Here is a 22,810-nt window from a genome sequence, read left to right as displayed (position 1 = left end):
TTGTACCGGCCGGCGTAGCGGCCTACGACGAGCGTACACACAGACGACCGGGTAAGCAGTCAGCGCGCTCTCGCAAGGTGGGCCGCCGGAAGGGAATCCACCTGTTCATAGATGGTCAGCGATTCCAGCGCCATCCGATCCCAGGTGAACCGCGACATCGCGCGGCTGCGGCCCGCCGCGCCCATGCTCTGCCGCAGAAAGCGTTGCGCCTGAAGCCTTCTCAACGCCCCGACCAATTCGGCGGGCTTGCTCGGCGACAACACGTACCCCGTGACGGCGTGCACCACAGCGTCAGCCAGGATACCCACGGGCAGCGTGACCACAGCGACACCACTGGCCATGGCCTCTAACACGGCGGTCGCACGTGGCGACTCGCGCGGCGTACACGCGAGCACGTCGGCGGATCGCAGCAGCTTCGGCAGCTCTTTGTCGGCGACCGTGCCCGCGAACTGCACCCGGTCGGCCACTCCGATTTGCTGGGCGAGTCGTTGAAGCTGGGCCCGCGCCACGTCGTGTGAGTCATTGGTGGCGGCGGTTTCGGCGACGACCAGCTCCGCGCCGGGAACTTTCGACAGCGCTCGGATCACGATGTCAAACCCATTGCCCGGCAATGGGTTCGGCGCCAAGCAGAGGATGCGTGGCAAATCGGTATGGGCAGCCTCCGGTCCGACCGGACTGAACCGGTCGACGTCGACGCCACCGGGCAGCATGGACAACCGCGCCCGCCCGCGCCGGAATCTGGCCAACGCGTCGACGGCCGCGCTGCTCTCGCCGGTCACCCAGGTCGCATTGCGGGCAAGCAGCGGTTCGATGCGTTCGCGCTCGCTCACCTCGGCTGGGCCGTCCGTAGAGCCCGAAATGGTAGCCAATCCCTGGAATGTCTGGACGGTCGGCAACTGCCGTCGCCGTGCCGCCAGTTGAGCGGCGAGGCCGCCGAGCCAACCGTGGGCATGCACCATGTCCGGCTGATCCGCCGACCACCGACGCTCAAGCTTGGCCGCCCAGTCGCCGATGAATGGCAACACTTCTTCGTCGGATCGCGGCGCCTTGGGACCGACGTTTATCGGGACGACCCGATAAAGGTCGTCCCCCTTTACCGCACGCCGGCGATCCCGTCGCCTCACATAGGATGTGACGTCCTGCCCCTGCGCCGCGAGTGCCGCGCAGAACTGCAAGGAGTCTTCACCGGCGACATCGTCACCGCTGACCATCGCGATTTTCATTGCAACATCCTTCGAACGGCCCCCGTTCGCGCACGTTGCTATACGCGAGCAACATCTCCGTGCCTACCCTTGTAGCCAGAGTTGTAACCGGCTAAACGCGCCGGCTCGAGCTGTTCGCCTGCTGTCGGAACCCTTCGGATGGTGGATACTGTGCCAAAGCCCTCCGATGGGTAGACACTTGAGCAATGGCGACAGAGACGCGTCGTCCGGCTATCGAGCTGGTCGCTTTGCTGGCGTCGGCAGGTGGATTGGATCCCCTGTCGATCGTGCTGAGCGACCTGCCGAGAAATTTTCCGGCCGCCCTTGTCGTGCAACAGCACCTTGGTGGCCATTCCAGTGTCCTGCCCGCGATCCTGAGCGGACGATCACCACATCGGGTCGACTGGGCCGTCGACGGGCAGGTCGTCACCCCGGGGCGCGTGCTCGTGTGTCCACCGGATTTGCACATGGAACTGACGCCGGAAGGCTTCTGTCGCCTGCGAACCAGGAAAACCGTCGGCGAGCGGCGGTTCGACGTGCTGTTGACGTCGGTGGCCGAATCGTACGGCCCGCGGGGTGTGGGCGTGGTGCTGTCGGGCTCCGGACGAGACGGCGCCGCGGGCACTGCTGCCATGAAACGGGCGGGTGCCATCGTGATCGCCCAGAGCCCCGGCACGGCCGAATACCCGTCCATGCCGATCGCCGCGGCGCGCGCCGGAGCCGACCTGGTGTTGCCGGTGTGCGAGATCGGTCGCGTTCTGCTGGCCATCATCGAGGGTGCGCCACTGCCACGCCCGCTCGAAAGTAGTTGGGCTGCAACGTCACCGAGGGCATCAGCGGAGGAGCCCGCCGACGCTGCCAAACTGGACGCGGGTGACGCGACCACCGCAGAACGTGACGTTCGGGCCGCGATGTCACGCGATCAGGTCCTCGACGGGGCGGCCGCGCGTGCGGAGGCCGCCCGGATGCGGGTGGCCGAACTTCGGCGCAGACGCGAGGAGCTCGCAGCGGGTCGGGGCGCAACGCCGCAGACCGTAGCCGCGGCGCGGCAGCGTGCCGCGGAGTCGTTGCGTCGTGCGCAACAAGCGCACCAAGCCGCCGCGCACGCGGCCGCCAGGAGGCCGGTCTAGGCCGAGGGCTGTTCCAGCACCTCCATCAGCAGCAGCGCCCCGCTGACAGCTCCCTCGTTCGAGATGAACGACGTACACGTGACGCGCACCCGAGTCGTTCGGCCGCGGCGGTTAATGGCGTCGACCAGTGTTTCACCGGTACTGTCCGGATCGACGAACGCATTGCCGATCAGCGGGCGCACGGTATCCATCGGCAGGCCGATATCGAGCGCGGTGAAGTTCACTCCGGCCGCCTCGTCGGCCCGCAGACCCCAGAGCTCTTCGCTCCCGCGATTCCACACCGCCACCCTCATCTCCAGGTCCACCACGACCATTCCCAGCCGAACCGAGTTGACCAGCGAGTCGAGGAAATTCTTGGCGTCGTCCAGCTCGACGCTGCGTTCGCGCAGCGTGTCGTTGATGGTGTGCAGTTCGTCGTTGGTGGACTGCAGCTCCTCATTCATGGTCTCGAGTTCTTCGTTGGTGGATTGCAGTTCCTCGTTGGTGGTCTCGAGTTCTTCCACCGTCGACTGCAGTTCTTCGTTGGTGGTCTCGAGTTCCTCGTTGGTGGATTGCAACTCCTCGTAGGCCGCCTCGAGCTGGCTGTTGGTCTGGACGACCTTGTCGAGCAGCGCGCGTGTCGCGGTGACGTCGAAGAACACGATCGACACCCCGAGCAGGCCGTTGTCGACGTCGACGAGGGGATTGATGTGGATCTCGAACCACACCGTTTCAGCGCCTGGCCGCTGCCACTTCACGTCCTGAATTCGCGCCGACCGGCGCTCCACCTTCGCCTGCTCGAGATAGGCGCGCAGCTCGACCGGGCGGTACGACACTTCGAGATCACGCAGCAGCCGGCCGATGTCGCGTGCCGAGAGACCGAAGGTGTTCTCGGCCTGCTGATTGATCATGGCGACGGTGTCCTCGCCGGTGACCACGATCTGGGCCACCGGGCTTGCGCGGAAAGCCATTTCGCGCAAGTTGCTCAGGCCGGACTGGTCATTTTGTCGATCGTAGAAAGCCGCACTCGGGTCGTAACGATCCACGCCCGTGTGTGAGCCGATGGCCTTGCGGAAGATGCGATCTTTGAGGTTCAGCGGGGTGAACCGATCGCTGTGACTGAGCAGCATCTCGGCATGTCCCAAAAACAGCGTGCCCTGCGGACCAAGGGCAAAATGCAGACGGCCCAGGACATTTCGTTGGGTTTCGGCGTTGAGATACATCAGGGTGTTGCGGCACACCAACAGGTCGACCCGGGAGATCGGCGCATCCTTGACCAGGTCGTTGCGGCCGAAAATGACCGCACGGCGCAGATCCTTGTGAAACAGGTAGCGGCCGTTGACCTGCTCGAAGTAGCGGGCCAACAGATCCGCCGGCACCCCCTCGACGGCCCGGGCGTCATACGATGCGGCGCGCGCCTCCGTCAATGCCTCCTCATCGACGTCGGTGGCATAGATCTTCACGCGCTGGCGAAACGCCTCGGGGCCCAGCGCCTCGGCGAGCAGCATGGCCAGCGTGTAGGCCTCCTGCCCGGACGCGCATCCCGCACTCCACACCCGCACCGGGTCGTTGGGACCCCGCTCGGCCAGTAGCCGGGGGATGACCTCGGCGCTGATGAAGTCCCACGCGTCGGGATCGCGGAAGAACGCGGTGACATTGATGAGGATGGTGTTGAACAACGACGCGAACTCGTCCGAGCTGGCCTGCAGCACGTCGAGGTATTCCTCGAATGAGGTGCATCCGGCCTGATCCATCCGATGCTGGACGCGACGCATCAGCGACGTCCGCTTGTAGCCGGTGAAGTCGAAGCCGCGGGAATCGCGCAGATAGCGCAGCAAAGCCTCGAAGGACTCGTCCGTCGTACCGTCCATGGAGTTCCGTTTCAAAAGCGTATGCCGAAGAACTCGAACACTACTCGCGACGTTAAAGCCGGTTTTCGCGACCGACCGATGCCCACACCGTCTTGCCGGTGGGTGTCGGGGTACTTCCCCAGGCGCGGCAGAGCGCGGCAACGATGCCCAGACCGGACACGATTTCCGCGCCGCGGTCGGAATCCTCATGCAGGCTCGCCGGCGTTCGGCTGCCATCCTGCACCGCAACGGTGACCGTGTCTTGATAATTCTCGACGATCAACAGCGGCGCGCTGTCGGTGTGAGCGAGGACGTTATCGACGAAAATGGTTGCCACCAAGCCGGCAACGGCGGTCAGCTCCTCCTGACCCCACGCGGTGAGCCAGTCGGCGACCGAGTGTCGGGCCAGACCGATGCTGACGGCGTCGGCCGGAAGCTGGGTCCGTGCGCGCCGCCGGGCCGCCGGCGACCCATCGGCGACCATCGCCAGTGCCGCCTCGCCGGTGGGGTGCACCGGCGCATACCGTGCCGCGCCGCTGCGCGTGATCGCCTGCCGACGCCGCGGGTCCGCGCAGACCAGCAGGATCGGCACGTCGGGCCAGACGCTGACGTGCCAGCGGGCGCTGGCGAACACCGAATACGACGATGGTGACGACACGGATAAATCGTTGATGTCGACGAGCACCGCGCGCGGCTCGTCGAGCGCCGCCTTGATCATAGTGTCGCGCAGCATGCGATAGCTGGCGGCATCCAGGGCTCCCGCCAGTTTGAGGAACGACACCCCATGGTGGCACTCGGTGTCGATCCGGATAGGCCGGGTAGGAAAGTTGTTTTCAGCCACCGGCATCACCCCGGCGGGGGCCGGAGGCCGCCAGACGCTGGCTGAGCACGCTCAGCGCGCGTTCGGCCTCCTCGGCCAGGGACACATAACGCTGAAAGAGCAGGCCGTGATCCACGGTGTCCGCCAGTTGCCTGGCTAATTTCGCCTTCTCCTGCAGGCTGCGCAGGGCCACCCACAGCGCGTTCTCCACCTCGTCGTCGCGGGCGGCCAGCAGCGCGTCGCGCGTCCAGGCGTGACCGACGCGGCAGCGAAAACTCCCGCCGTCCAACGAAACGAGCGATCCCTTGCAGTCCGGGCAGGTGTACCCCGACGCCGGGCCGAGTTCCTGGGTGTCGAAGTCGGTGGCGAAGTGGGAGGCCATGGCGATGCGGTTTTCCACCTCCATCGCAGCGTCGGGCTCCATGTCCAACTCCTCGATCTCTCGGTGCGACAGCTTTCTGAGCACCTCGCCCATGTCGGCGGCCGCCGCTTGCTGCTCCACCACGCCGGCGTCACGGGCATTGGTCGGCATGGCCGAGAACAACGCGTCGTCGGGTGACTGACCGATCGTGGTGCCGCCCCGGGAACGGATCGCCGCCAGCCCCAACACGCCGTCGTCAAGCACACCCGAGAGCAAAACGCCGATCGCTCGTGGCCCAAAAGCCAATGCAGCCGAACGGAATAACGCGTTGATCGCGGGTCGGTGCCCATTCTCCGTCGGCCCCTGCGACACGACCAGGCGATGGTCTTCGACCAAAAGATGGCGATTCGGGCGTGCGACGTAGATGTGGCCGGGCAGCAGGGACGCCCCGTCTTCCGCGGTGACAGCGGGCAGCGGACCCTTCCGGTCGACGATGCGGGCCAGGATGCTCGGCGCTCCGGCGGGCATATGCAAGACCATCAGGTAGGCATAGGGCAGATCCGGCGACAACCCCGCCGCCAGGTTGGACAGCGCTTCCACACCCCCAGCAGACGCACCGATCGCTACGACGCCCCGCAAGTCGTCGGATCCCTTGTTCGCCTGAATCACCACACCCTCGGTTACCCCCTTAGAGCCTAGGCAACCGGAGCAGCGGTGAACAGGTGACAAGGGTCGGTTCCTGTTTCGTTCTGATTAACGGTGGTAACCGGAACGCCATGGCAACCGACAACACGTCTGACAAAAAGCACCAGGCTTTGCAGCCGAACCGGGTCCGTCGCGACACCGGATACCTCACCACCCAGCAGGGTGTCCGGGTCGACCACACCGACGATTCGTTGACGGTGGGTGACCGGGGTCCTACGCTGCTGGAGGACTTCCACGCCCGGGAGAAGATCACTCATTTCGACCACGAACGCATCCCGGAGCGAGTGGTGCATGCGCGCGGAGCCGGCGCCTACGGGTTTTTCGAACCGTACGACGACTGGCTGGCCGAGTACACGGCGGCGAGGTTTCTGACCAGTCCGGGCACGCAGACCCCGGTGTTCGTCCGGTTCTCCACGGTGGTCGGGTCTCGCGGTTCGGCCGACACGGTGCGAGATGTGCGCGGCTTCGCGACGAAGTTCTACACCGAGCAGGGCAACTACGATCTGGTCGGCAACAACTTTCCGGTCTTTTTCATCCAGGACGGAATCAAGTTTCCCGACTTCGTACACGCCGTGAAGCCCGAGCCGCACAACGAGATTCCGCAGGCGCAATCCGCGCACGACACGCTGTGGGATTTCGTTGCGCTGCAACCGGAAACGTTGCACACCATCATGTGGCTGATGTCGGATCGAGCCCTTCCGCGCAGCTATCGCATGATGCAGGGTTTCGGCGTACACACGTTCCGGTTGGTCAACGACCGCGGCGAGGGCACGTTCGTGAAGTTCCACTGGAAGCCGCGCCTCGGTGTGCATTCGCTGATCTGGGACGAATGTCAGAAGATCGCCGGCAAGGACCCCGACTTCAATCGCCGCGATCTGTGGGAGGCCATTGAGGCGGGCCAGTACCCGGAGTGGGAGCTCGGGGTCCAGTTGGTCGCCGAGGCCGACGAATTCAAGTTCGACTTCGATCTGCTCGACGCGACCAAACTCATTCCCGAAGAACAGGTTCCGGTGCGACCGGTGGGCAAGATGGTGCTGAACCGCAACCCGGACAACTTCTTCGCCGAGACCGAGCAGGTGGCATTCCACACCGCGAACGTGGTGCCCGGCATCGACTTCACCAACGACCCGCTGTTGCAGTTCCGCAACTTCTCCTACCTCGACACCCAGTTGATCCGCCTCGGCGGACCCAACTTTGCACATTTGCCGATCAACCGGCCGCTGGCCGAGGTCCGCAACAACCAGCAGGACGGGTACTCCCAGCACGCGATCCCGCAGGGCCGCTCGAGCTACCTCAAGAACAGCCTCGGCGGCGGCTGTCCCGCGCTGGCCGACGAAGGCGTGTTCCGCCACTACACGCAGCGAGTTGACGGCGCCACCATGCGAAAGCGCGCGCAGTCCTTTGAAAACCATTACAGCCAGGCGCGGATGTTCTGGAAGAGCATGACGGCGGTGGAAGCCGAACACATCGTCGCCGCCTTCGCCTTCGAACTGGGCAAGGTGGAGGTACCCGACATCCGTGCCGCGGTGGTGGCACAGCTCGCCCGCGTCGACCACACGCTGGCCACCCAGGTGGCCGCCAAGCTGGGGCTGCCCGAGCCGCCCACGGAACCCATCGACGACAACATGGCGTCGTCTCCGGCGCTGTCTCAGATATCGAATGCGGGCGACACGATCGAGTCGCGCAGGGTCGCCGTGCTGGCCGCTGACGGTGTGGATGTCGTTGGAACGCAGCGGTTTATCGAACTGATGCAGCAACGTGGGGCGGTGGTCGAAGTGCTGGCCCCCGTCGCCGGCGGGAGCCTGGAGGGCGGATCGGGCGGCGAACTGCCGGTGGACCGCGCCTTCACCACGATGGCATCGGTGCTTTACGACGCGGTCGTGGTGGCGTGCGGGCCACGGTCGGTGTCGACGCTTGCCGCCGACGGCTACGCACTGCACTTCGTCGTCGAGGCGTACAAACATCTCAAGCCCATCGGCGCGTTCGGCGCCGGTGTCGATCTGCTCCGCACCGCGCGGATCGGAAACGATCTCGCCGAGGATGTTGCCGTCGTGAGCGACCAATCCGTCGTGACCACCACCGCCGCGGCCGACGACTTCCCGGAGGAGTTCGTCACCGAATTCGCCGCCGCGCTGGCCCAGCACCGCTGTTGGCAACGACAGACCGACCCGGTGCCGGCCTAAGGCGGGGTTTGACCAGCATCAGGATGGGCATCCTGGCAACCGGGTCTCAGCAATCTATCGGAGGTGACGACCGTGCCGAACTCGTCGATCAAGAACGAGAAGATGTATCAGGACCTGCGCAAGCAGGGCGACTCCAAGGAAAAGGCAGCGCGGATTTCCAACGCGGCGGCCGGCCGCGGGAAATCGTCGGTGGGACGCAAGGGCGGCAAGTCCGGTTCCTACGCCGATTGGACCGTGCCGCAACTGAAAAAGCGCGCCAAAGAACTTGGCATGTCTGGTTATTCCGGCTTGACGAAAGACAAGCTGGTCGCCAAGCTGCGCAACCACTGAGGAAGCGGTCCTAGAAGATGTCCACCCCTCCCCTCCGGGGCTATGACCGGGCCGCTGTCGTGATCCCAGCCCGCAACGAACGAGCGAGTCTGCCCGCGTGCCTGCGGGCGGTGCTGACCGCCGCCCTGTGCGTGCCGATCCCGGTCACCGTGGTGGTGGTCCTGGATGCCAGCGACGACAGCAGCGCAAAACTCGCCGGCCAGTACGGGCCCGACGTGCACTTCGTCAGCATCGAGGCCGGCAACGTCGGGACGGCACGCGCGGTCGGCTTCGGTTACGCCCGTTCGCTGTGTGGGGACGATGCCAAGTGCTGGTACGCCACCACCGATGCCGACAGCCGCGTGGATCCCAATTGGCTGGTCCACCAGCTGGGCCTCGGCGCGGACATGGTGCTGGGCGTGGTTCGAGTCGCCGACTGGGAGCAGCGTTCCCTGGCCGTCGCCGATCGGTATGTGCGGGACTACCGGGCGGACCCGCACGCGCACGTGCACGGCGCGAACATGGGCTTCAGCTCCAGGGCCTATTGGCGGGTGGGTGGTTTTCGCGCGCTGGCCTCCGGGGAGGACGTCGATCTGGTCGAGCGATTCGAGGCCGCTGGCTATCGGGTCCATCGCGACGCCGAGTTGTCGGTCACCACCTCGGCGCGCATCCAGTCCCGAGCCCCGCATGGATTCGCTGACTACCTCAACCGACTCGACGACGCGACGGCGACGGACGATTGCGCTTGACGGGCGGCAACGCGGCCCGGTTTGCGGCCACGCCGCTCTCCGGCGGCGGCACGCCGGCGCGGGAGTGGGCAATCCGCCCGACGGCGGCGCTGGATCTCACCGAGTGCCCCGGTCTGATCGTCGTCGCACCGCATCCCGATGACGAGACCCTCGGGATGGGTGCGACGGCAGCCCAACTCGCCGCGTCGGGGGTGGACGTTGCGGTGGTGTCGGTCAGCGACGGCGGGGCCGCCGAGCCCGGCGCGTCGCCGTCGCAGCGAATTCGCCTGGAGTCGCTGCGGCGACGCGAACTCCGCAGGGCGACAGAGGTTTTGGGAATTGGCGCACCGATGTCGCTGGGCCTGCCCGACGGGCAGTTGGCTGACCACGAGGATGAGCTCACCGAGTCGCTCGCGGTGATCCTCGAGAAAGCCGCGCCGGGGACCAGGTGCGCCGGCACCTGGCGGGGGGACGGCCATCCCGACCACGAGGCCGTCGGACGCGCCGCCGCGGCGGCGTGCGCGCGCACCGGCACCACCCTGTTGGAGTATCCGGTGTGGATGTGGCATTGGGCCAGCCCGACCGACCCTGCGGTCCCCTGGGACCGCGCGCGTTCGGTGCGCGCGTCGCCCTGGGCGCTGCATCGTAAACACCTTGCCGCGCAATGCTTTCGCAGCCAATTCGAGGCCGCGCGAGGCGGCGCCCCGGTGTTGCCGGCGTTCGTCCTGCAGCGGCTGCTGACCGTCGGAGAGCTGGTGTTCGTGTGACCGCACGACTGCCGGACGCCTACTTCGACCGAATGTATAGCGGCACCGAAGATCCGTGGGAGTTGGCGACACGGTGGTACGAGCAGCGTAAGTATGCGATCACCCTGGCGCTGCTCCCCCGGCGCCGCTACCAGCACGCATTCGAACCCGGCTGTTCCATCGGGGTATTGACGGAGTTGCTGGCGCTGCGCTGCGATCGGGTGACCGCGGTGGACGTGGCGGACGTGGCGGTGCGGACCGCCGACATGCGGCTGCGCGATGCCGGGTTCCGCGGGCAAGTCACCCTGGCACGGGCGTCGCTCGACGACGCGTGGCCGCCCGGGCCCTTCGATCTGGTGGTGCTCAGCGAGGTCGCCTACTACTTGGGGGCCGATGCATTGACCACGGTGTTGCACCGCGAATGCCGCCGGTTGCCGCCGGGCGCGACCCTGGTGGCCGCGCATTGGCGCCATGCCGTGGCCGACTACCCGCTCACCGGCGACGAGGCGCACGCGATCATCGCGGACACTCCCGGAATGACGACGCTGGGCTGTTACCGGGACCGCGATGTCGTCATCGAGGTGTTCGACAACGGCGACGGCCAGTCGGTGGCGGTCCGCGACGAGGTGCCCGGGGCCCGCTGATGCGCGTGGCGACCTTCAACATCCTGCACGCCCGCACCGTTGGCGACGGGGTGGATTTGCAGCGACTCAGCGACTGCGTGCGCCGGCTTGACCCCGATCTGCTTGCGTTGCAGGAGGTCGACTGCGACCAGCCCCGTTCGGAGCGCGCCGATCTGACCGCGGCGGCGGCGACGGCGATGGGTGCGGTGGAGCACCGGTTTGTGGCCGCGATCTCGGGCACCCCCGGGGCCACCTGGGTGGCCGCCACTGGGCGTGAACAGCCCGGCACCGCCGCCTACGGGATCGCGCTGTTGTCCCGTTTTCCGGTGAACAGTTGGCAGGTCTTGCGATTGCCGCGGATTCCGATGCGTTTCCCGATGTACCTGCCCGGGCCCAACAAGGTGATGATGGTTGACGAGGAGCCGCGGGCCGCGGTGATCGCACTTGTGCACACCCCGCTGGGGGCGCTGACGGTCGCGAACACGCACCTGTCGTTCGTGCCCGGTTGGAATCGGCGCCAGCTGCGCCGCCTGGTTCGGGACCTGAGCGGCCTGCCGGGCCCGCGGTTGCTGGCCGGCGACCTCAACATGACACCCGCGGCGGTTCGTCGCTGGTCGGGCATGCGATCGCTGGCCGACGTCGCGACGTTCCCCGCGTCGGGCCCCCACCGCCAGCTCGACCACATCCTCACCGATGACTCCGCCCTGCGCGCCAGGGCCGTGGAGGCCGAGCTGATGCCCATCTCCGATCACCGTCCGCTGCTGGTCGACGTGCAGCGCGCTTGACCCCGCCGGTTTGCTGTGCGTGATGCTGGCCGCGGAATTACGTTGCGCGGCAGGACATTCAGGCTTTGGGCCGTTGCTCGGTGGCGAGCCGCCGCCGGATACGCGCGATGTCACCCGGAGCGGGCATGTCGTCGGTAACCCGGGTGATCTCGACGCCGATATCGGCCGTGTCGACCGGCCAACGCCGTTGCCCGACGAGCTTGCGGCTGATCGCGACGACTTCGCTATCGGTCACGCGTCGCCGCAGCAGGGCCAGCAGCGCCACGTGGCCCGTCGTGGGCGCACCGGCGGCGTAGCCGGCCCGCAGGAAGGCAATGAACCTCGATAACCGATCCGACAGTCTCATCGCACACCTCGCTCACCCGCCCCGCTTGTTATTCGCATCGTGTATAGCCCGCCGCCGCGGTTCCAAACTGAGGTTGGCGGAACCACATCCGTACATGTAACAGAGCGTAGATGGGCCCGGTCCGACAGACCGCACTGGGACTCGACGTGTGTCGAGTTGTCGCCTTTGGCGCTGTTCGGCGGCCTTCGCGTCGCGCCGGCCCACCCCCGGATGCGATCGGGCGTTTGGGCCGCGATTCCCTGGGTATTGGGCCCCTACCCAGGGGCTGCCGATCACCGGGTGCCCCGCCGAAAGGGGTTGGGCCACGACCAACATCGCCGTCATCGGGGCCACTGGCACCGCCGGTTCCCGCGTCGTCAGCAGGTTGAAAGACCGCGCTACCGAGGTGGTACAAATCGCTCGTGCCCGCGGGGTGGACGTCATCACGGGCGAGGGTTTGTCGGAGGCGCTGCGCGGAGTCGACGTCGTGATCGACGTGTCGAACCCGACGCCCGACCCCGCGGCGGCCGCGCGCAACGTGGTGGGCGCGTGCATCGCGCGGGGAGTCCAGCGAGTGGTGCTGTTGACGATCGCGTGCCTCGAACAGGCCGCCTTCGACGGATATCCCACTTTCGCGGCCAAACGCGCCGCCAAAAAGATCGTGCTGGACAGCCAGGTGCCGGCGACGATCGTGACGTCCACCCAGTTCCACGAATTCGCCACCAATCCCGCCGCGGTGATCTGCAACGACGACGAGGTGATCGTGCAGGACTGGCTGATCCAGCCCGTCGCCGCCGATACCGTCGCCGACGTCCTGGTCGAGGCCGCGCTGGCACAGACCCGCGCGCCACGCACCATCACCGGGCCACACGCGATCCGGCTGCCCCGGCTGACAGCGAAATATCTTGCCGCGCAAGGTGATAAACGTCGCGTGCGCGCCGTGAAACCCGTGCCGGCAGCCCTCGCGGCGGGAGTGCTGCTGGCGCCGAGCCACGCGGCGGTGGTGGGCCCAGACGTCGACACGTGGCTACAGACCCTGATGCTGCCCCGCACCGACGGCAACAGCGACCAACCGGAAAAGCCTCGATCGCGAGGTTTTTTGCGCGTCTGAACCTTCGAAGCAGAAACCGCGAGAAAGGACTTCCGATGGCCGAATACACGCTGCACGACTTGGACTATGACTACGGTGCGCTCGAACCGCACATTTCGGGGCAGATCAACGAGCTGCACCACGGCAAGCACCACGCCACCTACGTCAAAGGCGCCAACGACGCCCTCGCCAAGCTGGCCGAAGCCCGCGAAAAGGGCGACCACAGCGCCATCCTGCTCAACGAGAAGAACCTCGCCTTCAACCTGGGCGGGCACGTGAACCACTCCATCTGGTGGAAGAACCTGTCCCCCAACGGCGGGGACAAGCCCACCGGCGATCTGGCCGCCGCCCTCGACGACTCGTTCGGTTCCTTCGACGCCCTTCCGGGCACAGTTCACGGCCGCGGCCAACGGGTTGCAAGGCTCGGGCTGGGCCGTGCTGGGCTATGACAGCCTCGCCGACACGCTGCTCACCTTTCAGCTGTACGACCAGCAAGCCAACGTGCCGCTCGGGATCGCTCCACTGCTGCAGGTGGACATGTGGGAACACGCGTACTACCTGCAGTACGCAAACGTCAAGGCCGACTACGTCAAGGCATTCTGGAACGTGGTCAACTGGGGCGACGTCAGCAACCGGTTCGCCACCGCCACCGCCGGCACCAACAACGTGATCGTGGTCTGACCCGACGACTTTGTTGCCTTCTGCAATCTTTGCCTGAAAGCACATATAGGCAGGAATAACCGGCGGAATTGCGGGTATCACGACGAGGTGGCAGGTGGCTTAGCAGGTGGCAAGGGCCCTACCGGGCAAGTCGTGGTCGTTACCGGCGCCAGCGGCGGAATCGGGCGAGCCACCGCCGCGGCCTTCGGCGCCCGCGGGGCGCAGGTGGGCTTGGTGGCACGCGGCGAGCGGGGGCTGAACGCCGCGGCCCGTGAGATCGAGGCGGCCGGCGGCAAGGCGTGTGTGGTACCCACCGATGTGGCCGATCCGGAGCAGTGCGAGGCGGCGGCGAGTGAGGTCGAAAGCGCCTTCGGGCCCATCGACGTGTGGGTGAATGTCGCCTTCACATCGGTCTTTTCGCCGTTCTCCGAGATCGCGCCCGCGGAGTACCGGCGCGTCACCGAGGTGAGCTACCTCGGGTACGTCTACTGCACCATGGCCGCGTTGCGCCGGATGAAACCGCGAGATCGCGGCACCATCGTCCAGGTTGGCTCCGCGCTGGCATACCGCGGCATTCCGCTGCAAACCGCCTACTGCGGCGCCAAGCATGCGATCCAGGGCTTTAACGAGTCGCTGCGCTGCGAGTTGCTGCACGAACACAGCAAAGTGCGCGTCACGATGGTCCAGATGCCCGCGGTCAACACCCCGCAGTTCTCCTGGGTGCTGTCGCGGCTGCCCAAACAGGCCCAACCCGTTCCACCCATCTACCAGCCCGAGGTCGCCGCTCGGGCGGTGCTGTATGCCGCCGACCATCCGCGGCGGCGCGAATATTGGGTGGGCGCCAGCACGATGGGCACGCTGGCCGCCAACGCGATAGCGCCCGGTCTTTTGGACCGCTACCTGGCCCGGACCGGGTTCGACTCCCAGCAGACCGACCAGCCCCGCCCGTCGGACCAGCCGGCCAACCTGTGGCAGCCGGCCGACGGCACTGACGGCCATGACTTCGGCGCCCACGGCATTTTCGACGACCAGTCCACCGATCGCAGCGCGCAGCTGTGGGCCTCCCAGCACCACGGCCTGATCGGGCTGCTCGGCGGCGTTCTCGGGGGCACGGCGGCGGCGGCCCTGGCTAGCGCGGCGGGGCGGGTGCGCCGGCGCCTCACTTGACGATCACGCCGAACTTCGAACTGTTCGAGAAAGGAAACTCATGTCCAAACAAGACGTTGCCGACTATTTGCTGGAGCGGTTGCGCGCCTGGGACGTTCAGCACGTGTTCGGCTACGCCGGAGACGGCATCAACGGAATCTTGGCGGCATGGGGCCGCGCCGACAACAAGCCCATGTTCATCCAGTCGCGACACGAGGAAATGAGCGCGTTCGAGGCCGTCGGCTACGCCAAATTCACCGGTCGCCTCGGCGTCTGCGCGGCCACCTCGGGCCCCGGGGCGATTCACCTGCTGAATGGTCTTTACGACGCCAAGCTCGACCACGTACCGGTACTGGCGATCGTCGGGCAGACCAACCGCAGCGCCATGGGCGGCTCCTACCAACAAGAGGTCGACCTGCTGAGCCTGTACAAGGACGTTGCCAGCGACTACGTCCAAATGGTCACTGTCCCAGAACAATTGCCCAATGTGCTCGATCGCGCCATCCGGGTGGCGATGACGCAACGCACCCCCACGGCGCTGATCATTCCCGCCGACGTGCAGGAGCTGCCATACTCGCCGCCCACCCACGCGTTCAAGATGGTGCCGTCCAGCCTGGGCATCGAGTGGCCGGCCGTCTCCCCCGACGATGCGGCCATCGCACGCGCGGCCGAAGTGCTCAACGCGGGCACCAAGGTCGCCATGCTGGTCGGGAGCGGCGCGCGCGGAGCACACGACGAGCTCGCCGAGGTCGCCGACCTGCTCGGCGCGGGAGCCGCCAAAGCGCTGTTGGGCAAGGACGTGCTCTCCGACGAGTTACCTTGGGTCACCGGATCCATCGGGCTGTTGGGAACCCGCCCCAGCTACGAGTTGATGCGAGAGTGCGACACCCTGCTGACCGTGGGATCCAGCTTCCCGTACACGCAATTCCTGCCCGAGTTCGACCAGTGCCGCGCGGTGCAGATCGACATCGACGGTCGGTTCATCGGCATGCGCTACCCGTACGAGGTCAACCTGGTATCCGACGCGAAGGCGGCACTGCGGGCCCTGATTCCCCATCTGCTTCGCAAGGAGGACCGGTCGTGGCGCGAGGGGATCGAGAAAAACGTGTCGCGCTGGTGGGAAACCATGCACAAGGAGGCGATGGTCGGCGCCCACCCGGTCAACCCGCTTCGGCTGTTCTCCGAACTCTCCCCGCAACTGCCCGACAACGCCATCGTCACAGCCGATTCCGGGTCGTCGGCCAACTGGTACGCGCGCAACTTGCGCTTCCGCGGCAACATCCGAGGCTCGCTGTCGGGCAATCTCGCCACCATGGGCCCCGGCGTCCCCTACGGGATCGGCGCCAAGTTCGGGCACCCGGACCGGCCGGTCATCGTCTTCGCGGGGGATGGCGCCATGCAAATGAACGGCATGGCCGAGCTGATCACGATCAAACGGTTCTGGCAGGAGTGGAGCGATCCACGCCTGATCGTGGCGGTCCTGCACAACAACGACCTCAACCAGGTCACCTGGGAAATGCGTGCCATGGCCAGCGCACCCAAATTCGTTGAGTCCCAGACACTTCCCGACGTTGACTACGCCGCGTTCGCGGCCAGCCTCGGCCTGAACGCGATGGCGGTCAAGGATCCGGAGGAACTCGCGGACGCCTGGCGGAATGCGCTGTCGGCCGACCGTCCCACCGTCCTGGACGTCTACACCGATCCCGACATGCCGCCGATCCCGCCGCACGCCACCTGGGAGCAGTTCAAGGCCCTCAGCACGGCCGTGCTCGCCGGTGACGAAGACCGGGTCGGTTTCGTCAAGCAGGGCCTGAAAACCAAGGTGCAGGAATTCCTGCCGCACAAGAACAGCTAGCGCGATCCGAAGCCAGCTGCAGCCATGTCGCCCCCCTCACCCGTCACCGACCTCAAGGCCACGGCCTACACCATCCCGACGGACGCGCCCGAGGCCGACGGCACGCTGAGCTGGGACGCCACCACGATGGTGGTGGTGCAGGCCCATTGCGGCACGGTGGTGGGAACGGGCTGGACCTACGGCAGCCCGGCGTGTGCCGTCGTCGTCAACGGCACGCTGGCCGATCACGTGATCGGCCGTAGCGCGCTTGACACCGCCGGGGCCTCGGACGCGATGGTCAAGGCGCTGCGCAACGTGGGCCGGCAAGGGATTGGTGGACAAGCGCTTTCGGCCGTCGACATCGCGCTATGGGACCTCAAGGCGCGGCTGTTGGACGTTCCGCTACACCGATTGATCGGTGCGGTGCGCGAGACGGTTGCGGTGTACGGCAGCGGCGGATTCACCTGTTACACCAAGGAACAGCTCTGTGCTCAGCTCAACGATTGGACGGACCGGCTGCAGATCCCCCGGGTGAAGATCAAGATCGGCGAATCCTGGGGCACCTGCCCGGACCGCGACTTGACCCGGATGGACCAGGCCCGCGACGCGATCGGTCCCGCGGCCGAGCTGTACGTCGACGCCAACGGCGCATACGGCCGCAAGCAAGCGATCCGGATGATGGCCGACGCGGCCGATCTGGACGTGCACTGGTTTGAAGAGCCCGTCTCCTCTGACGACCTGGACGGGCTGCGCGCCGTCTCCGAAGCGGTGGCCGCCGACGTGACCGCCGGCGAATATGGCTACGACCTCGTCTACTTCCGCCGGATGTGTCAGGCCCGCGCGGTGGACTGCCTGCAGGCCGACGCGTCGCGGTGCGGCGGCATCACCGAGTGGCTGCGCGTCGCCGCCGTCGCCGCCTCGCACGGCTTGGACATCTCCGCGCACTGCGCGCCCAACCTGCACCTGCATGCCGGGGCGGCGACGCCCAACCTGCGCCACCTCGAATGGTTTCACGACCACGTCTGCATCGAATTGATGGCGTTTGACGGCACGAAGCTGCCGGTGGGCGGGTTTCTGCGCCCCGATCCGGACGCCCCGGGCCACGGTTTCACGCTTCGGGCACCTGACCTCGAAAAGTACCGGGAGGAGCTGGCATGACCGCGAATCGGGCGGACCGAACACCCAAGCTGTTCGACGCGGTGGCCGCGGATCTGCGCGCCCAGGTGGACGGCGAGATCCGGTTCGATCCCGGGTCGCGCGCGGCCTACTCCACGGATGCGTCCAACTATCGGCAAGTGCCCATCGGCGTGGTGGTGCCGCGCACCCCGGAGGCCGGGGCCGAGGCCATCGCGGTGTGCCGCCGGCACGACCTGCCGGTGTTGTCCCGGGGCGGCGGCACCAGTCTGGCCGGACAATGTTGCAACGCGGCGGTGGTGATCGATTGGAGCAAGTACTGCACCCGGATCGGCTCCGTTGACACCGAGGCGGGCATCGCCGTCGTCGAGCCGGGCATCAAGCTCGACGTGCTCAACGATCAACTGCAATCATCGGGCTGGATGGTGGGCCCCAAACCGTCCACCCACGTCAGCTGCGCGATCGGCGGCATGATCGGCAACAACTCCTGCGGTTCCAGCGCTCAGGCGTACGGCAAGATGGTCGATTCCGTGCGCCGGCTCGAGGTGGTGACCTACGACGGGCTGCGGATGTGGGTCGGCCCGACCGACGACGACCAGTTCGCCCGGATCCTCGACGAGGGCGGGCGGCGCGCCGAGATCTATCGCGGCCTGAAGGCCATCGCGGATGGGTACGCCGACGACATCCGGTCGAAGTACCCGAAGATCCCGCGACGGGTTTCGGGCTACAACCTCGATTCGCTGTTGCCGGAGAACAACTTTCATGTCGCCAAGGCGCTGGTGGGCTCCGAAAGCACCCTGATCGCGGTGCTCCGCGCCGAGCTGCAACTGGTTCGCATCCCAGCGGCCGACGCACTGGTGGTCTTGGGCTTCGAAGACATCGCCTCGGCCGCCGACGCGGTGCCGGCCGTGCTCGAGCACAACCCGGCGGCTTTGGAGGGGCTGGATCACCGTCTGGTTGAACTCGAGCATTCGCAGCGGCTGGCCGAGAAGGCGCTGCGCCAGTTGCCCGACGGCAACGCCTGGCTCATGGTGCAGCTCGACGGCGACGACCAAGACGACGCGGATCACAAGGCCAAGTCGATGATCGATGCGCTGCGGAAAAAGCTGAAGGTCGATTCGACCGTCCTCGATGACCCCACCCGCAAGAAGGAGGTCTGGGCCGCCCGGGAGGCCGGCTTGGGCGCGACCGCATATCCGCCCAACGAGCCCGAGACCCACGAGGGCTGGGAAGACGCCGCGGTGCCGCCGGACCGGCTCGGCGATTACCTGCGCGACTTCCACCGGCTTCTCGACCGCTACGACTACGGAACTTCCTCGCTGTACGGCCATTTCGGTCAGGGCTGCGTGCACACTCGTATCCCGTTTGTCCTGCGGACGGCCGAGGGCGTGGCCAAATACCGTTCATTCGTTGAGGATTCGGCACGGCTGGTGGTGAAATACGGCGGTTCGTTGTCCGGCGAGCACGGCGACGGCCAATCGCGCGGCGAGCTTTTGCCGATCATGTTCGGCGAGCGCATGGTGGGAGCGTTCGAGAAGACCAAGGCGCTGTTCGACCCGCACAACCGGATGAACCCCGGGAAGGTCGTCCACCCTTACAAACTCGACGAAAACCTGCGGCTGGGCGTGGATTACCGCCCGATCGAGCTGGCCACCGAGTTCGCCTATCCCGACGACGATCACCGCTTCTCGCGCGCGGCCGCACGCTGCGTCGGGGTCGGCAAATGCCGCGGCCACGAATCCGGCGTGATGTGCCCGAGCTACCGGGCGACCGCCGAGGAAGAGCACTCCACCCGCGGGCGCGCCCGGCTGCTGTTCGAGATGGTGCAGGGTGACGTCATCACCGACGGGTGGCGTTCGCACGCGGTCCACGATGCGTTGGATCTCTGCCTGGCCTGCAAGGGCTGTCGCAGCGACTGCCCGGTCGACGTGGACATGGCGACCTATAAGGCGGAGTTTTTGTTCCATCACTATCAACGCCGGTTGCGGCCGATGGCGCACTACTCGATGGGCTGGATCCCGCTGTGGGCCCGGCTGGCCACGGTGATGCCGCATGCGGTCAACACCGTCACCCATACGCGCGGACTGTCGACCCTGATCAAGAAGGCCGGCGGGATCGCCGCCCAGCGCGAGATGCCCAACTTCGCCGACGAGCGGTTCACCAGTTGGTTCCGTAACCGCCGTCCGGCCGGCACGGAACCATCAGGGCCGTCGCGCGGACCGGTGCTGCTCTGGCCGGATAGCTTCGTCAACAACTTCGAACCCGAAATCGGGCAGGCCGCGGTGGCGGTGCTGGAGTCGGCGGGCTTTGCGGTCGAGGTGCCGCGCCGAACCGTGTGTTGCGGCCTGACCTGGATCTCCACCGGTCAGCTCCGCGTCGCCAAACGTGTTCTGCGCCGGACCCTTACGGCGCTCGCTCCGACGCTGCGCACCAGCACGCCGGTGGTGGTGCTGGAACCCAGCTGCGCCGCGGTGTTTCGATCCGATCTGCCCGAACTGCTCTACGGCGACGAGGACGCACACCGGCTGTCCAAGCAAACGTTCACGCTCGGTGAGTTTTTGGCGCGCAAGGCGCCCGAGTGGGAGCCGCCCCAGATCAGCGCCGACGCCGTGATCCAGCAACATTGCCACCAGCATGCGGTGCTCGACGGCTATTCTCACGAGCGGCAGCTGCTGGCGGATGCCGGACTGGACGCCGAGGTGCTCGATGCCGGATGTTGCGGCCTGGCAGGGAATTTCGGCTTCGAAAACGGTCACTACGACGTGTCCGTCGCGTGCGCCGAAGATAAGCTGCTGCCGGCGCTGCGCGACGCCGACGCCGATGCCTTGGTTCTCGCCGACGGGTTCAGCTGCCGCACCCAGATCCGTGAGCTCGCCGCCGACCGCCGGCCGATGCATCTCGCGCAGGTTCTCGCCGCCGGGCTAGCAACGAGAAGCGAGGCGCAGATCGTCGACGAATAGCCGGTAGGCCTCGCCGTGGCGCTCGCTGCGGTCGCGCAGCACAGCCGAAGGATGGACCGTCGCCAGCACGATCGGCTCGGGGTCCAGGTGCATATCGAGCGCCGCGGGCAACCGCAGCGCCTCGCCGCGCTGAGCGGACACTCGAAAAGCCGTGCCCAGCAGCGATTGCGCGGCTGTGGCGCCGAGGCACACGATCACGTGCGGCCGCACCGCGTCGATCTCGGCGATCAGCCAGGGTTGGCACGCGACGACCTCGGTACGGTTGGGCTTCTGGTGGATGCGCCGTTTGCCGCCTTTGCGGGTGAACTTGAAGTGTTTGACCGCGTTGGTCTGGTAGGTCAGCGCGGGATCGATGTCGGCGTCTTCGAGTGCCCGGGCGAGCAGTCGCCCGGCGGGGCCCACGAACGGTGCGCCGGCGCGATCCTCCTGGTCTCCCGGCTGCTCACCGACCAGCATGATCGGCGCTCGACGCCGACCGCGGCCGAACACGGTTTGGGTCGCGTCGGCGAACAGCGAGCATCCTTGGCAGTGCGCGGCCGCATCCGCGAGGGAACCGAGCGTACGGTTCTCCGGCAGGTAGCGGGTGGCGCTCACGCCGCGATCTCGGGCACCACCTTCGACTCCCAGAAGTCGAAGAAGCCGTCCTGCGACGGACCGATCTGCTGGATGTACACCTCGTCGAAGCCGGCTTCGGAGAATTCCCGGATCCGTTCCAGGTACGGCTTGATGTCCGGGCCGCAGGGCACCGCTTGTTCCACGGCGGAGGCCGTAACGAGACTGGAGGCCTGCTCGAAATGCGCAGGGGTGGGCAGGATTTGGGCCAACTCCCCGGGCAGGTGCTCATTGGGCCACAGGCGGTGCGCGGTGCCTACGCCCTCTTCGACGGTTGCGGCGTGGCACACCTTGAAGCCGGCCTGAGAGGGTTTGCCCGCCCCGCCCGCCGCACGGAACTCGGACAGCAGCTCGCGCGAAGGCGAGGTGGTTTGGTAGCCGTCACCAATCCGGCCGGCCAACCGCGCCGACTGCGGCCCGAATCCGGAAATGTAGATGGGCGGGGGTTGGGCCGGCAGGGTGTAGATGCGCGCGTTCTCCACCGTGAAATACGTTCCGCGATGGCTGATTTGCTCGCCGGTAAAGAGGCGGCGAATCACCTCCACCGATTCCTCCAGCATGTCGCGCCTGGTGGCCGCGGGCGGCCAGTGCTCACCGGTGACGTGCTCGTTGAGCGCTTCGCCGGTGCCCAGGCCCAGCACGAATCGCCCGTCGAGTTGCGCGGCGCTGGTCGCCGCGGCCTGAGCGACCACCGCGGGATGAAGCCGCATGATCGGACAGGTGACCGCGGTGGTGACCGGCAGCGCGCACGCCTGAGACAGCGCGCCGATCACCGACCAGACAAAGGGACTATTGCCCTGCTTGTCGTTCCACGGATGGAAATGATCGGAGATCCATAGCCTTTCGAACCCGGCGGCCTCCGCGCGCACGGCTTGGCGCACCAATTCGTCCGGAGGGAATTCTTCGCAGGACAGGAGGTAGCCCAGTGACGTCATGCCACCGGGCATACCCCTGCGACATCGGCTGAAACGCCGGCTCAGCCCTTCCCGACGATGGCGTCGCGGGCCCGGTCGAGCATCGCCGCGAACGGCCCCGCCAGCAGGTTGGCCACCTGCGATTCGACGCCCGGATGCGGCCGGGTGGGCGCGATCGCTTCCGCGAGCTTGGCTGCGCGGCCCATGTTTTCGAGCTCGTCGCTGCTCAATTCCTGGCCCAGCTTGCTGAACTCGTCGTGCTCCTCATGCTTCGCGTGATCGAGTACGGCGCCGCGAAGCTCGGCCAGTTGGCGGGTGAACTCATCGCTGTCGACCTCGAGCTTCTCCAGCCGCTTGAGCACGGATTTGGCCTCGTGCTCCTCGTGCAATCGCTCGTCGACGACCGCGCCGGCGTTGGCGATCTTCCGCTTGGCCCGCGGGTGGACGATCTCTTCCTCGACCGTCTCGTGCACGGCAAGCAGTTGCCGAAGCTGAATAAAGGACTGCTCGCGCTTTTTGCCCGACGCCGACAGCGTCTGGTCGAACAGACCCTTGATTTGTTGATGCTGGCTGACGAGGAAGTCGACCACGTCGGTGGGCGACTGGTTGGCGTGCTCTGCCATGGGTGTGTCCTCCCCCGGATTTGTCCTGCTTGAGCGCGCGGGCTGTGTTGCGCGCCTCGACGCGGGCTACCCGTTCGGCCCATCCGCTAAA

General features: G+C 66.7%; 20 protein-coding genes and 1 pseudogene. 13 read left to right on the top strand and 8 right to left on the bottom strand.

Features of this window, described 5'->3' with window-relative positions:
• Positions 1 to 59 precede the first annotated feature (59 nt).
• Positions 60 to 1,223, bottom strand: a complete 1,164-nt coding sequence (locus G6N66_RS05265) for a glycosyltransferase (RefSeq protein ID WP_085231951.1) — start codon at positions 1,221 to 1,223, stop codon at positions 60 to 62.
• Between the two features lie 185 nt (positions 1,224 to 1,408).
• On the opposite strand from G6N66_RS05265, the gene G6N66_RS05260 reads away from it, so the two are divergent.
• Positions 1,409 to 2,332, top strand: a complete 924-nt coding sequence (locus tag G6N66_RS05260; protein ID WP_085231952.1) for a chemotaxis protein CheB — start codon at positions 1,409 to 1,411, stop codon at positions 2,330 to 2,332.
• On the opposite strand, the gene G6N66_RS05255 is transcribed toward G6N66_RS05260, so the two are convergent.
• From G6N66_RS05255 to G6N66_RS05245, 3 genes are read right to left on the bottom strand one after another with little or no spacing between them, the layout of a single operon-like run.
• Positions 2,329 to 4,182, bottom strand: a complete 1,854-nt coding sequence (locus G6N66_RS05255) for a CheR family methyltransferase (protein WP_085231953.1) — start codon at positions 4,180 to 4,182, stop codon at positions 2,329 to 2,331. The two genes, G6N66_RS05260 and G6N66_RS05255, sit on opposite strands and share 4 nt — an antisense overlap.
• 52 nt (positions 4,183 to 4,234) lie before the next feature.
• Positions 4,235 to 5,002, bottom strand: coding sequence for an STAS domain-containing protein (locus G6N66_RS05250; RefSeq protein WP_372515964.1), 768 nt, complete (start codon positions 5,000 to 5,002; stop codon positions 4,235 to 4,237).
• Entirely contained in the window at positions 4,995 to 6,014 is a 1,020-nt protein-coding gene (locus G6N66_RS05245; protein ID WP_085231955.1) for a chemotaxis protein CheB, read from the bottom strand. The genes G6N66_RS05250 and G6N66_RS05245 overlap by 8 nt, the downstream gene beginning before the upstream one ends.
• Before the next feature lie 104 nt (positions 6,015 to 6,118).
• Here G6N66_RS05245 and G6N66_RS05240 point away from each other — a divergent pair, with 104 nt between their 5' ends.
• The 6 genes from G6N66_RS05240 to G6N66_RS05215 all read left to right on the top strand — a co-directional run bounded on the left by G6N66_RS05240 (position 6,119) and on the right by G6N66_RS05215 (position 11,421).
• Positions 6,119 to 8,230 carry a catalase gene (locus G6N66_RS05240; RefSeq protein ID WP_085231956.1) on the top strand — a complete coding sequence of 704 codons (2,112 nt, stop codon included), beginning with the start codon at positions 6,119 to 6,121 and terminating at the stop codon, positions 8,228 to 8,230.
• 72 nt (positions 8,231 to 8,302) lie between these two features.
• Positions 8,303 to 8,560, top strand: a complete 258-nt coding sequence (locus G6N66_RS05235; protein WP_085231996.1) for a DUF7218 family protein — start codon at positions 8,303 to 8,305, stop codon at positions 8,558 to 8,560.
• Between the two features lie 17 nt (positions 8,561 to 8,577).
• Positions 8,578 to 9,288, top strand: a complete 711-nt coding sequence (locus tag G6N66_RS05230; protein ID WP_085231957.1) for a glycosyltransferase — start codon at positions 8,578 to 8,580, stop codon at positions 9,286 to 9,288.
• Positions 9,285 to 10,034: a PIG-L deacetylase family protein gene (locus G6N66_RS05225; protein ID WP_085231997.1), complete on the top strand. Its 750-nt coding sequence runs from the start codon at positions 9,285 to 9,287 to the stop codon at positions 10,032 to 10,034. Before G6N66_RS05230 ends, G6N66_RS05225 begins: the two co-directional genes overlap by 4 nt.
• Positions 10,031 to 10,657: an SAM-dependent methyltransferase gene (locus G6N66_RS05220; RefSeq protein WP_232079209.1), complete on the top strand. Its 627-nt coding sequence runs from the start codon at positions 10,031 to 10,033 to the stop codon at positions 10,655 to 10,657. The genes G6N66_RS05225 and G6N66_RS05220 overlap by 4 nt, the downstream gene beginning before the upstream one ends.
• Positions 10,657 to 11,421 carry an endonuclease/exonuclease/phosphatase family protein gene (locus G6N66_RS05215; protein ID WP_085231959.1) on the top strand — a complete coding sequence of 255 codons (765 nt, stop codon included), beginning with the start codon at positions 10,657 to 10,659 and terminating at the stop codon, positions 11,419 to 11,421. The genes G6N66_RS05220 and G6N66_RS05215 overlap by 1 nt, the downstream gene beginning before the upstream one ends.
• A gap of 58 nt (positions 11,422 to 11,479) precedes the next feature.
• Here G6N66_RS05215 and G6N66_RS05210 read toward each other — a convergent pair whose 3' ends face one another.
• Positions 11,480 to 11,767: a DUF3349 domain-containing protein gene (locus G6N66_RS05210; protein WP_085231960.1), complete on the bottom strand. Its 288-nt coding sequence runs from the start codon at positions 11,765 to 11,767 to the stop codon at positions 11,480 to 11,482.
• 271 nt (positions 11,768 to 12,038) lie between these two features.
• On the opposite strand from G6N66_RS05210, the gene G6N66_RS05205 reads away from it, so the two are divergent.
• From G6N66_RS05205 to G6N66_RS05180, 6 genes and pseudogenes are all read left to right on the top strand, one after another.
• Positions 12,039 to 12,857 (top strand): SDR family oxidoreductase, encoded by an 819-nt coding sequence (locus G6N66_RS05205; RefSeq protein WP_085231998.1) that lies wholly within the window; start codon positions 12,039 to 12,041, stop codon positions 12,855 to 12,857.
• A 35-nt stretch (positions 12,858 to 12,892) separates the two neighbouring features.
• Positions 12,893 to 13,517 (top strand): annotated as a pseudogene (locus tag G6N66_RS05200) (superoxide dismutase).
• 132 nt (positions 13,518 to 13,649) lie between these two features.
• Positions 13,650 to 14,663 (top strand): SDR family oxidoreductase, encoded by a 1,014-nt coding sequence (locus tag G6N66_RS05195; RefSeq protein ID WP_085231961.1) that lies wholly within the window; start codon positions 13,650 to 13,652, stop codon positions 14,661 to 14,663.
• Positions 14,664 to 14,703: 40 nt separating this feature from the next.
• Positions 14,704 to 16,497, top strand: coding sequence for a thiamine pyrophosphate-requiring protein (locus G6N66_RS05190; protein WP_085231962.1), 1,794 nt, complete (start codon positions 14,704 to 14,706; stop codon positions 16,495 to 16,497).
• A gap of 24 nt (positions 16,498 to 16,521) precedes the next feature.
• Entirely contained in the window at positions 16,522 to 17,634 is a 1,113-nt protein-coding gene (locus G6N66_RS05185) for an enolase C-terminal domain-like protein (RefSeq protein ID WP_085231963.1), read from the top strand.
• Complete coding sequence (locus G6N66_RS05180) at positions 17,631 to 20,570, top strand: FAD-binding and (Fe-S)-binding domain-containing protein (RefSeq protein WP_085231964.1); 2,940 nt, start codon at positions 17,631 to 17,633, stop codon at positions 20,568 to 20,570. The genes G6N66_RS05185 and G6N66_RS05180 overlap by 4 nt, the downstream gene beginning before the upstream one ends.
• On the opposite strand, the gene G6N66_RS05175 is transcribed toward G6N66_RS05180, so the two are convergent.
• From G6N66_RS05175 to G6N66_RS05165, 3 genes are read right to left on the bottom strand one after another with little or no spacing between them, the layout of a single operon-like run.
• The gene (locus G6N66_RS05175; RefSeq protein ID WP_085231965.1) at positions 20,532 to 21,164 is read right to left on the bottom strand and encodes a UdgX family uracil-DNA binding protein; all 633 of its coding nucleotides are present in this window, start codon (positions 21,162 to 21,164) and stop codon (positions 20,532 to 20,534) included. The two genes, G6N66_RS05180 and G6N66_RS05175, sit on opposite strands and share 39 nt — an antisense overlap.
• Positions 21,161 to 22,117: a TIGR03557 family F420-dependent LLM class oxidoreductase gene (locus G6N66_RS05170; protein ID WP_085231999.1), complete on the bottom strand. Its 957-nt coding sequence runs from the start codon at positions 22,115 to 22,117 to the stop codon at positions 21,161 to 21,163. Before G6N66_RS05170 ends, G6N66_RS05175 begins: the two co-directional genes overlap by 4 nt.
• A gap of 41 nt (positions 22,118 to 22,158) precedes the next feature.
• Positions 22,159 to 22,719 (bottom strand): hemerythrin domain-containing protein, encoded by a 561-nt coding sequence (locus G6N66_RS05165; RefSeq protein WP_085231966.1) that lies wholly within the window; start codon positions 22,717 to 22,719, stop codon positions 22,159 to 22,161.
• Between the last annotated feature and the right edge of the window lie 91 nt (positions 22,720 to 22,810).

The organism is Mycobacterium conspicuum (assembly GCF_010730195.1).
Taxonomy (GTDB): Bacteria; Actinomycetota; Actinomycetes; order Mycobacteriales; family Mycobacteriaceae; genus Mycobacterium; species Mycobacterium conspicuum.
Note: the sequence above shows the minus strand (reverse complement) of the source record. Positions and strands in the feature narration are given on the sequence as shown.

Coding starts and splice junctions, on each gene's coding strand:
- G6N66_RS05265 (WP_085231951.1), bottom strand. CDS start 1,223: ATGAAAATCGCGATGGTCAGCGGTGACGATGTCGCCGGTGAAGACTCC.
- G6N66_RS05260 (WP_085231952.1), top strand. CDS start 1,409: ATGGCGACAGAGACGCGTCGTCCGGCTATCGAGCTGGTCGCTTTGCTG.
- G6N66_RS05255 (WP_085231953.1), bottom strand. CDS start 4,182: ATGGACGGTACGACGGACGAGTCCTTCGAGGCTTTGCTGCGCTATCTG.
- G6N66_RS05240 (WP_085231956.1), top strand. CDS start 6,119: ATGGCAACCGACAACACGTCTGACAAAAAGCACCAGGCTTTGCAGCCG.
- G6N66_RS05230 (WP_085231957.1), top strand. CDS start 8,578: ATGTCCACCCCTCCCCTCCGGGGCTATGACCGGGCCGCTGTCGTGATC.
- G6N66_RS05215 (WP_085231959.1), top strand. CDS start 10,657: ATGCGCGTGGCGACCTTCAACATCCTGCACGCCCGCACCGTTGGCGAC.
- G6N66_RS05210 (WP_085231960.1), bottom strand. CDS start 11,767: ATGAGACTGTCGGATCGGTTATCGAGGTTCATTGCCTTCCTGCGGGCC.
- G6N66_RS05190 (WP_085231962.1), top strand. CDS start 14,704: ATGTCCAAACAAGACGTTGCCGACTATTTGCTGGAGCGGTTGCGCGCC.
- G6N66_RS05185 (WP_085231963.1), top strand. CDS start 16,522: ATGTCGCCCCCCTCACCCGTCACCGACCTCAAGGCCACGGCCTACACC.
- G6N66_RS05180 (WP_085231964.1), top strand. CDS start 17,631: ATGACCGCGAATCGGGCGGACCGAACACCCAAGCTGTTCGACGCGGTG.
- G6N66_RS05170 (WP_085231999.1), bottom strand. CDS start 22,117: ATGACGTCACTGGGCTACCTCCTGTCCTGCGAAGAATTCCCTCCGGAC.
- G6N66_RS05165 (WP_085231966.1), bottom strand. CDS start 22,719: ATGGCAGAGCACGCCAACCAGTCGCCCACCGACGTGGTCGACTTCCTC.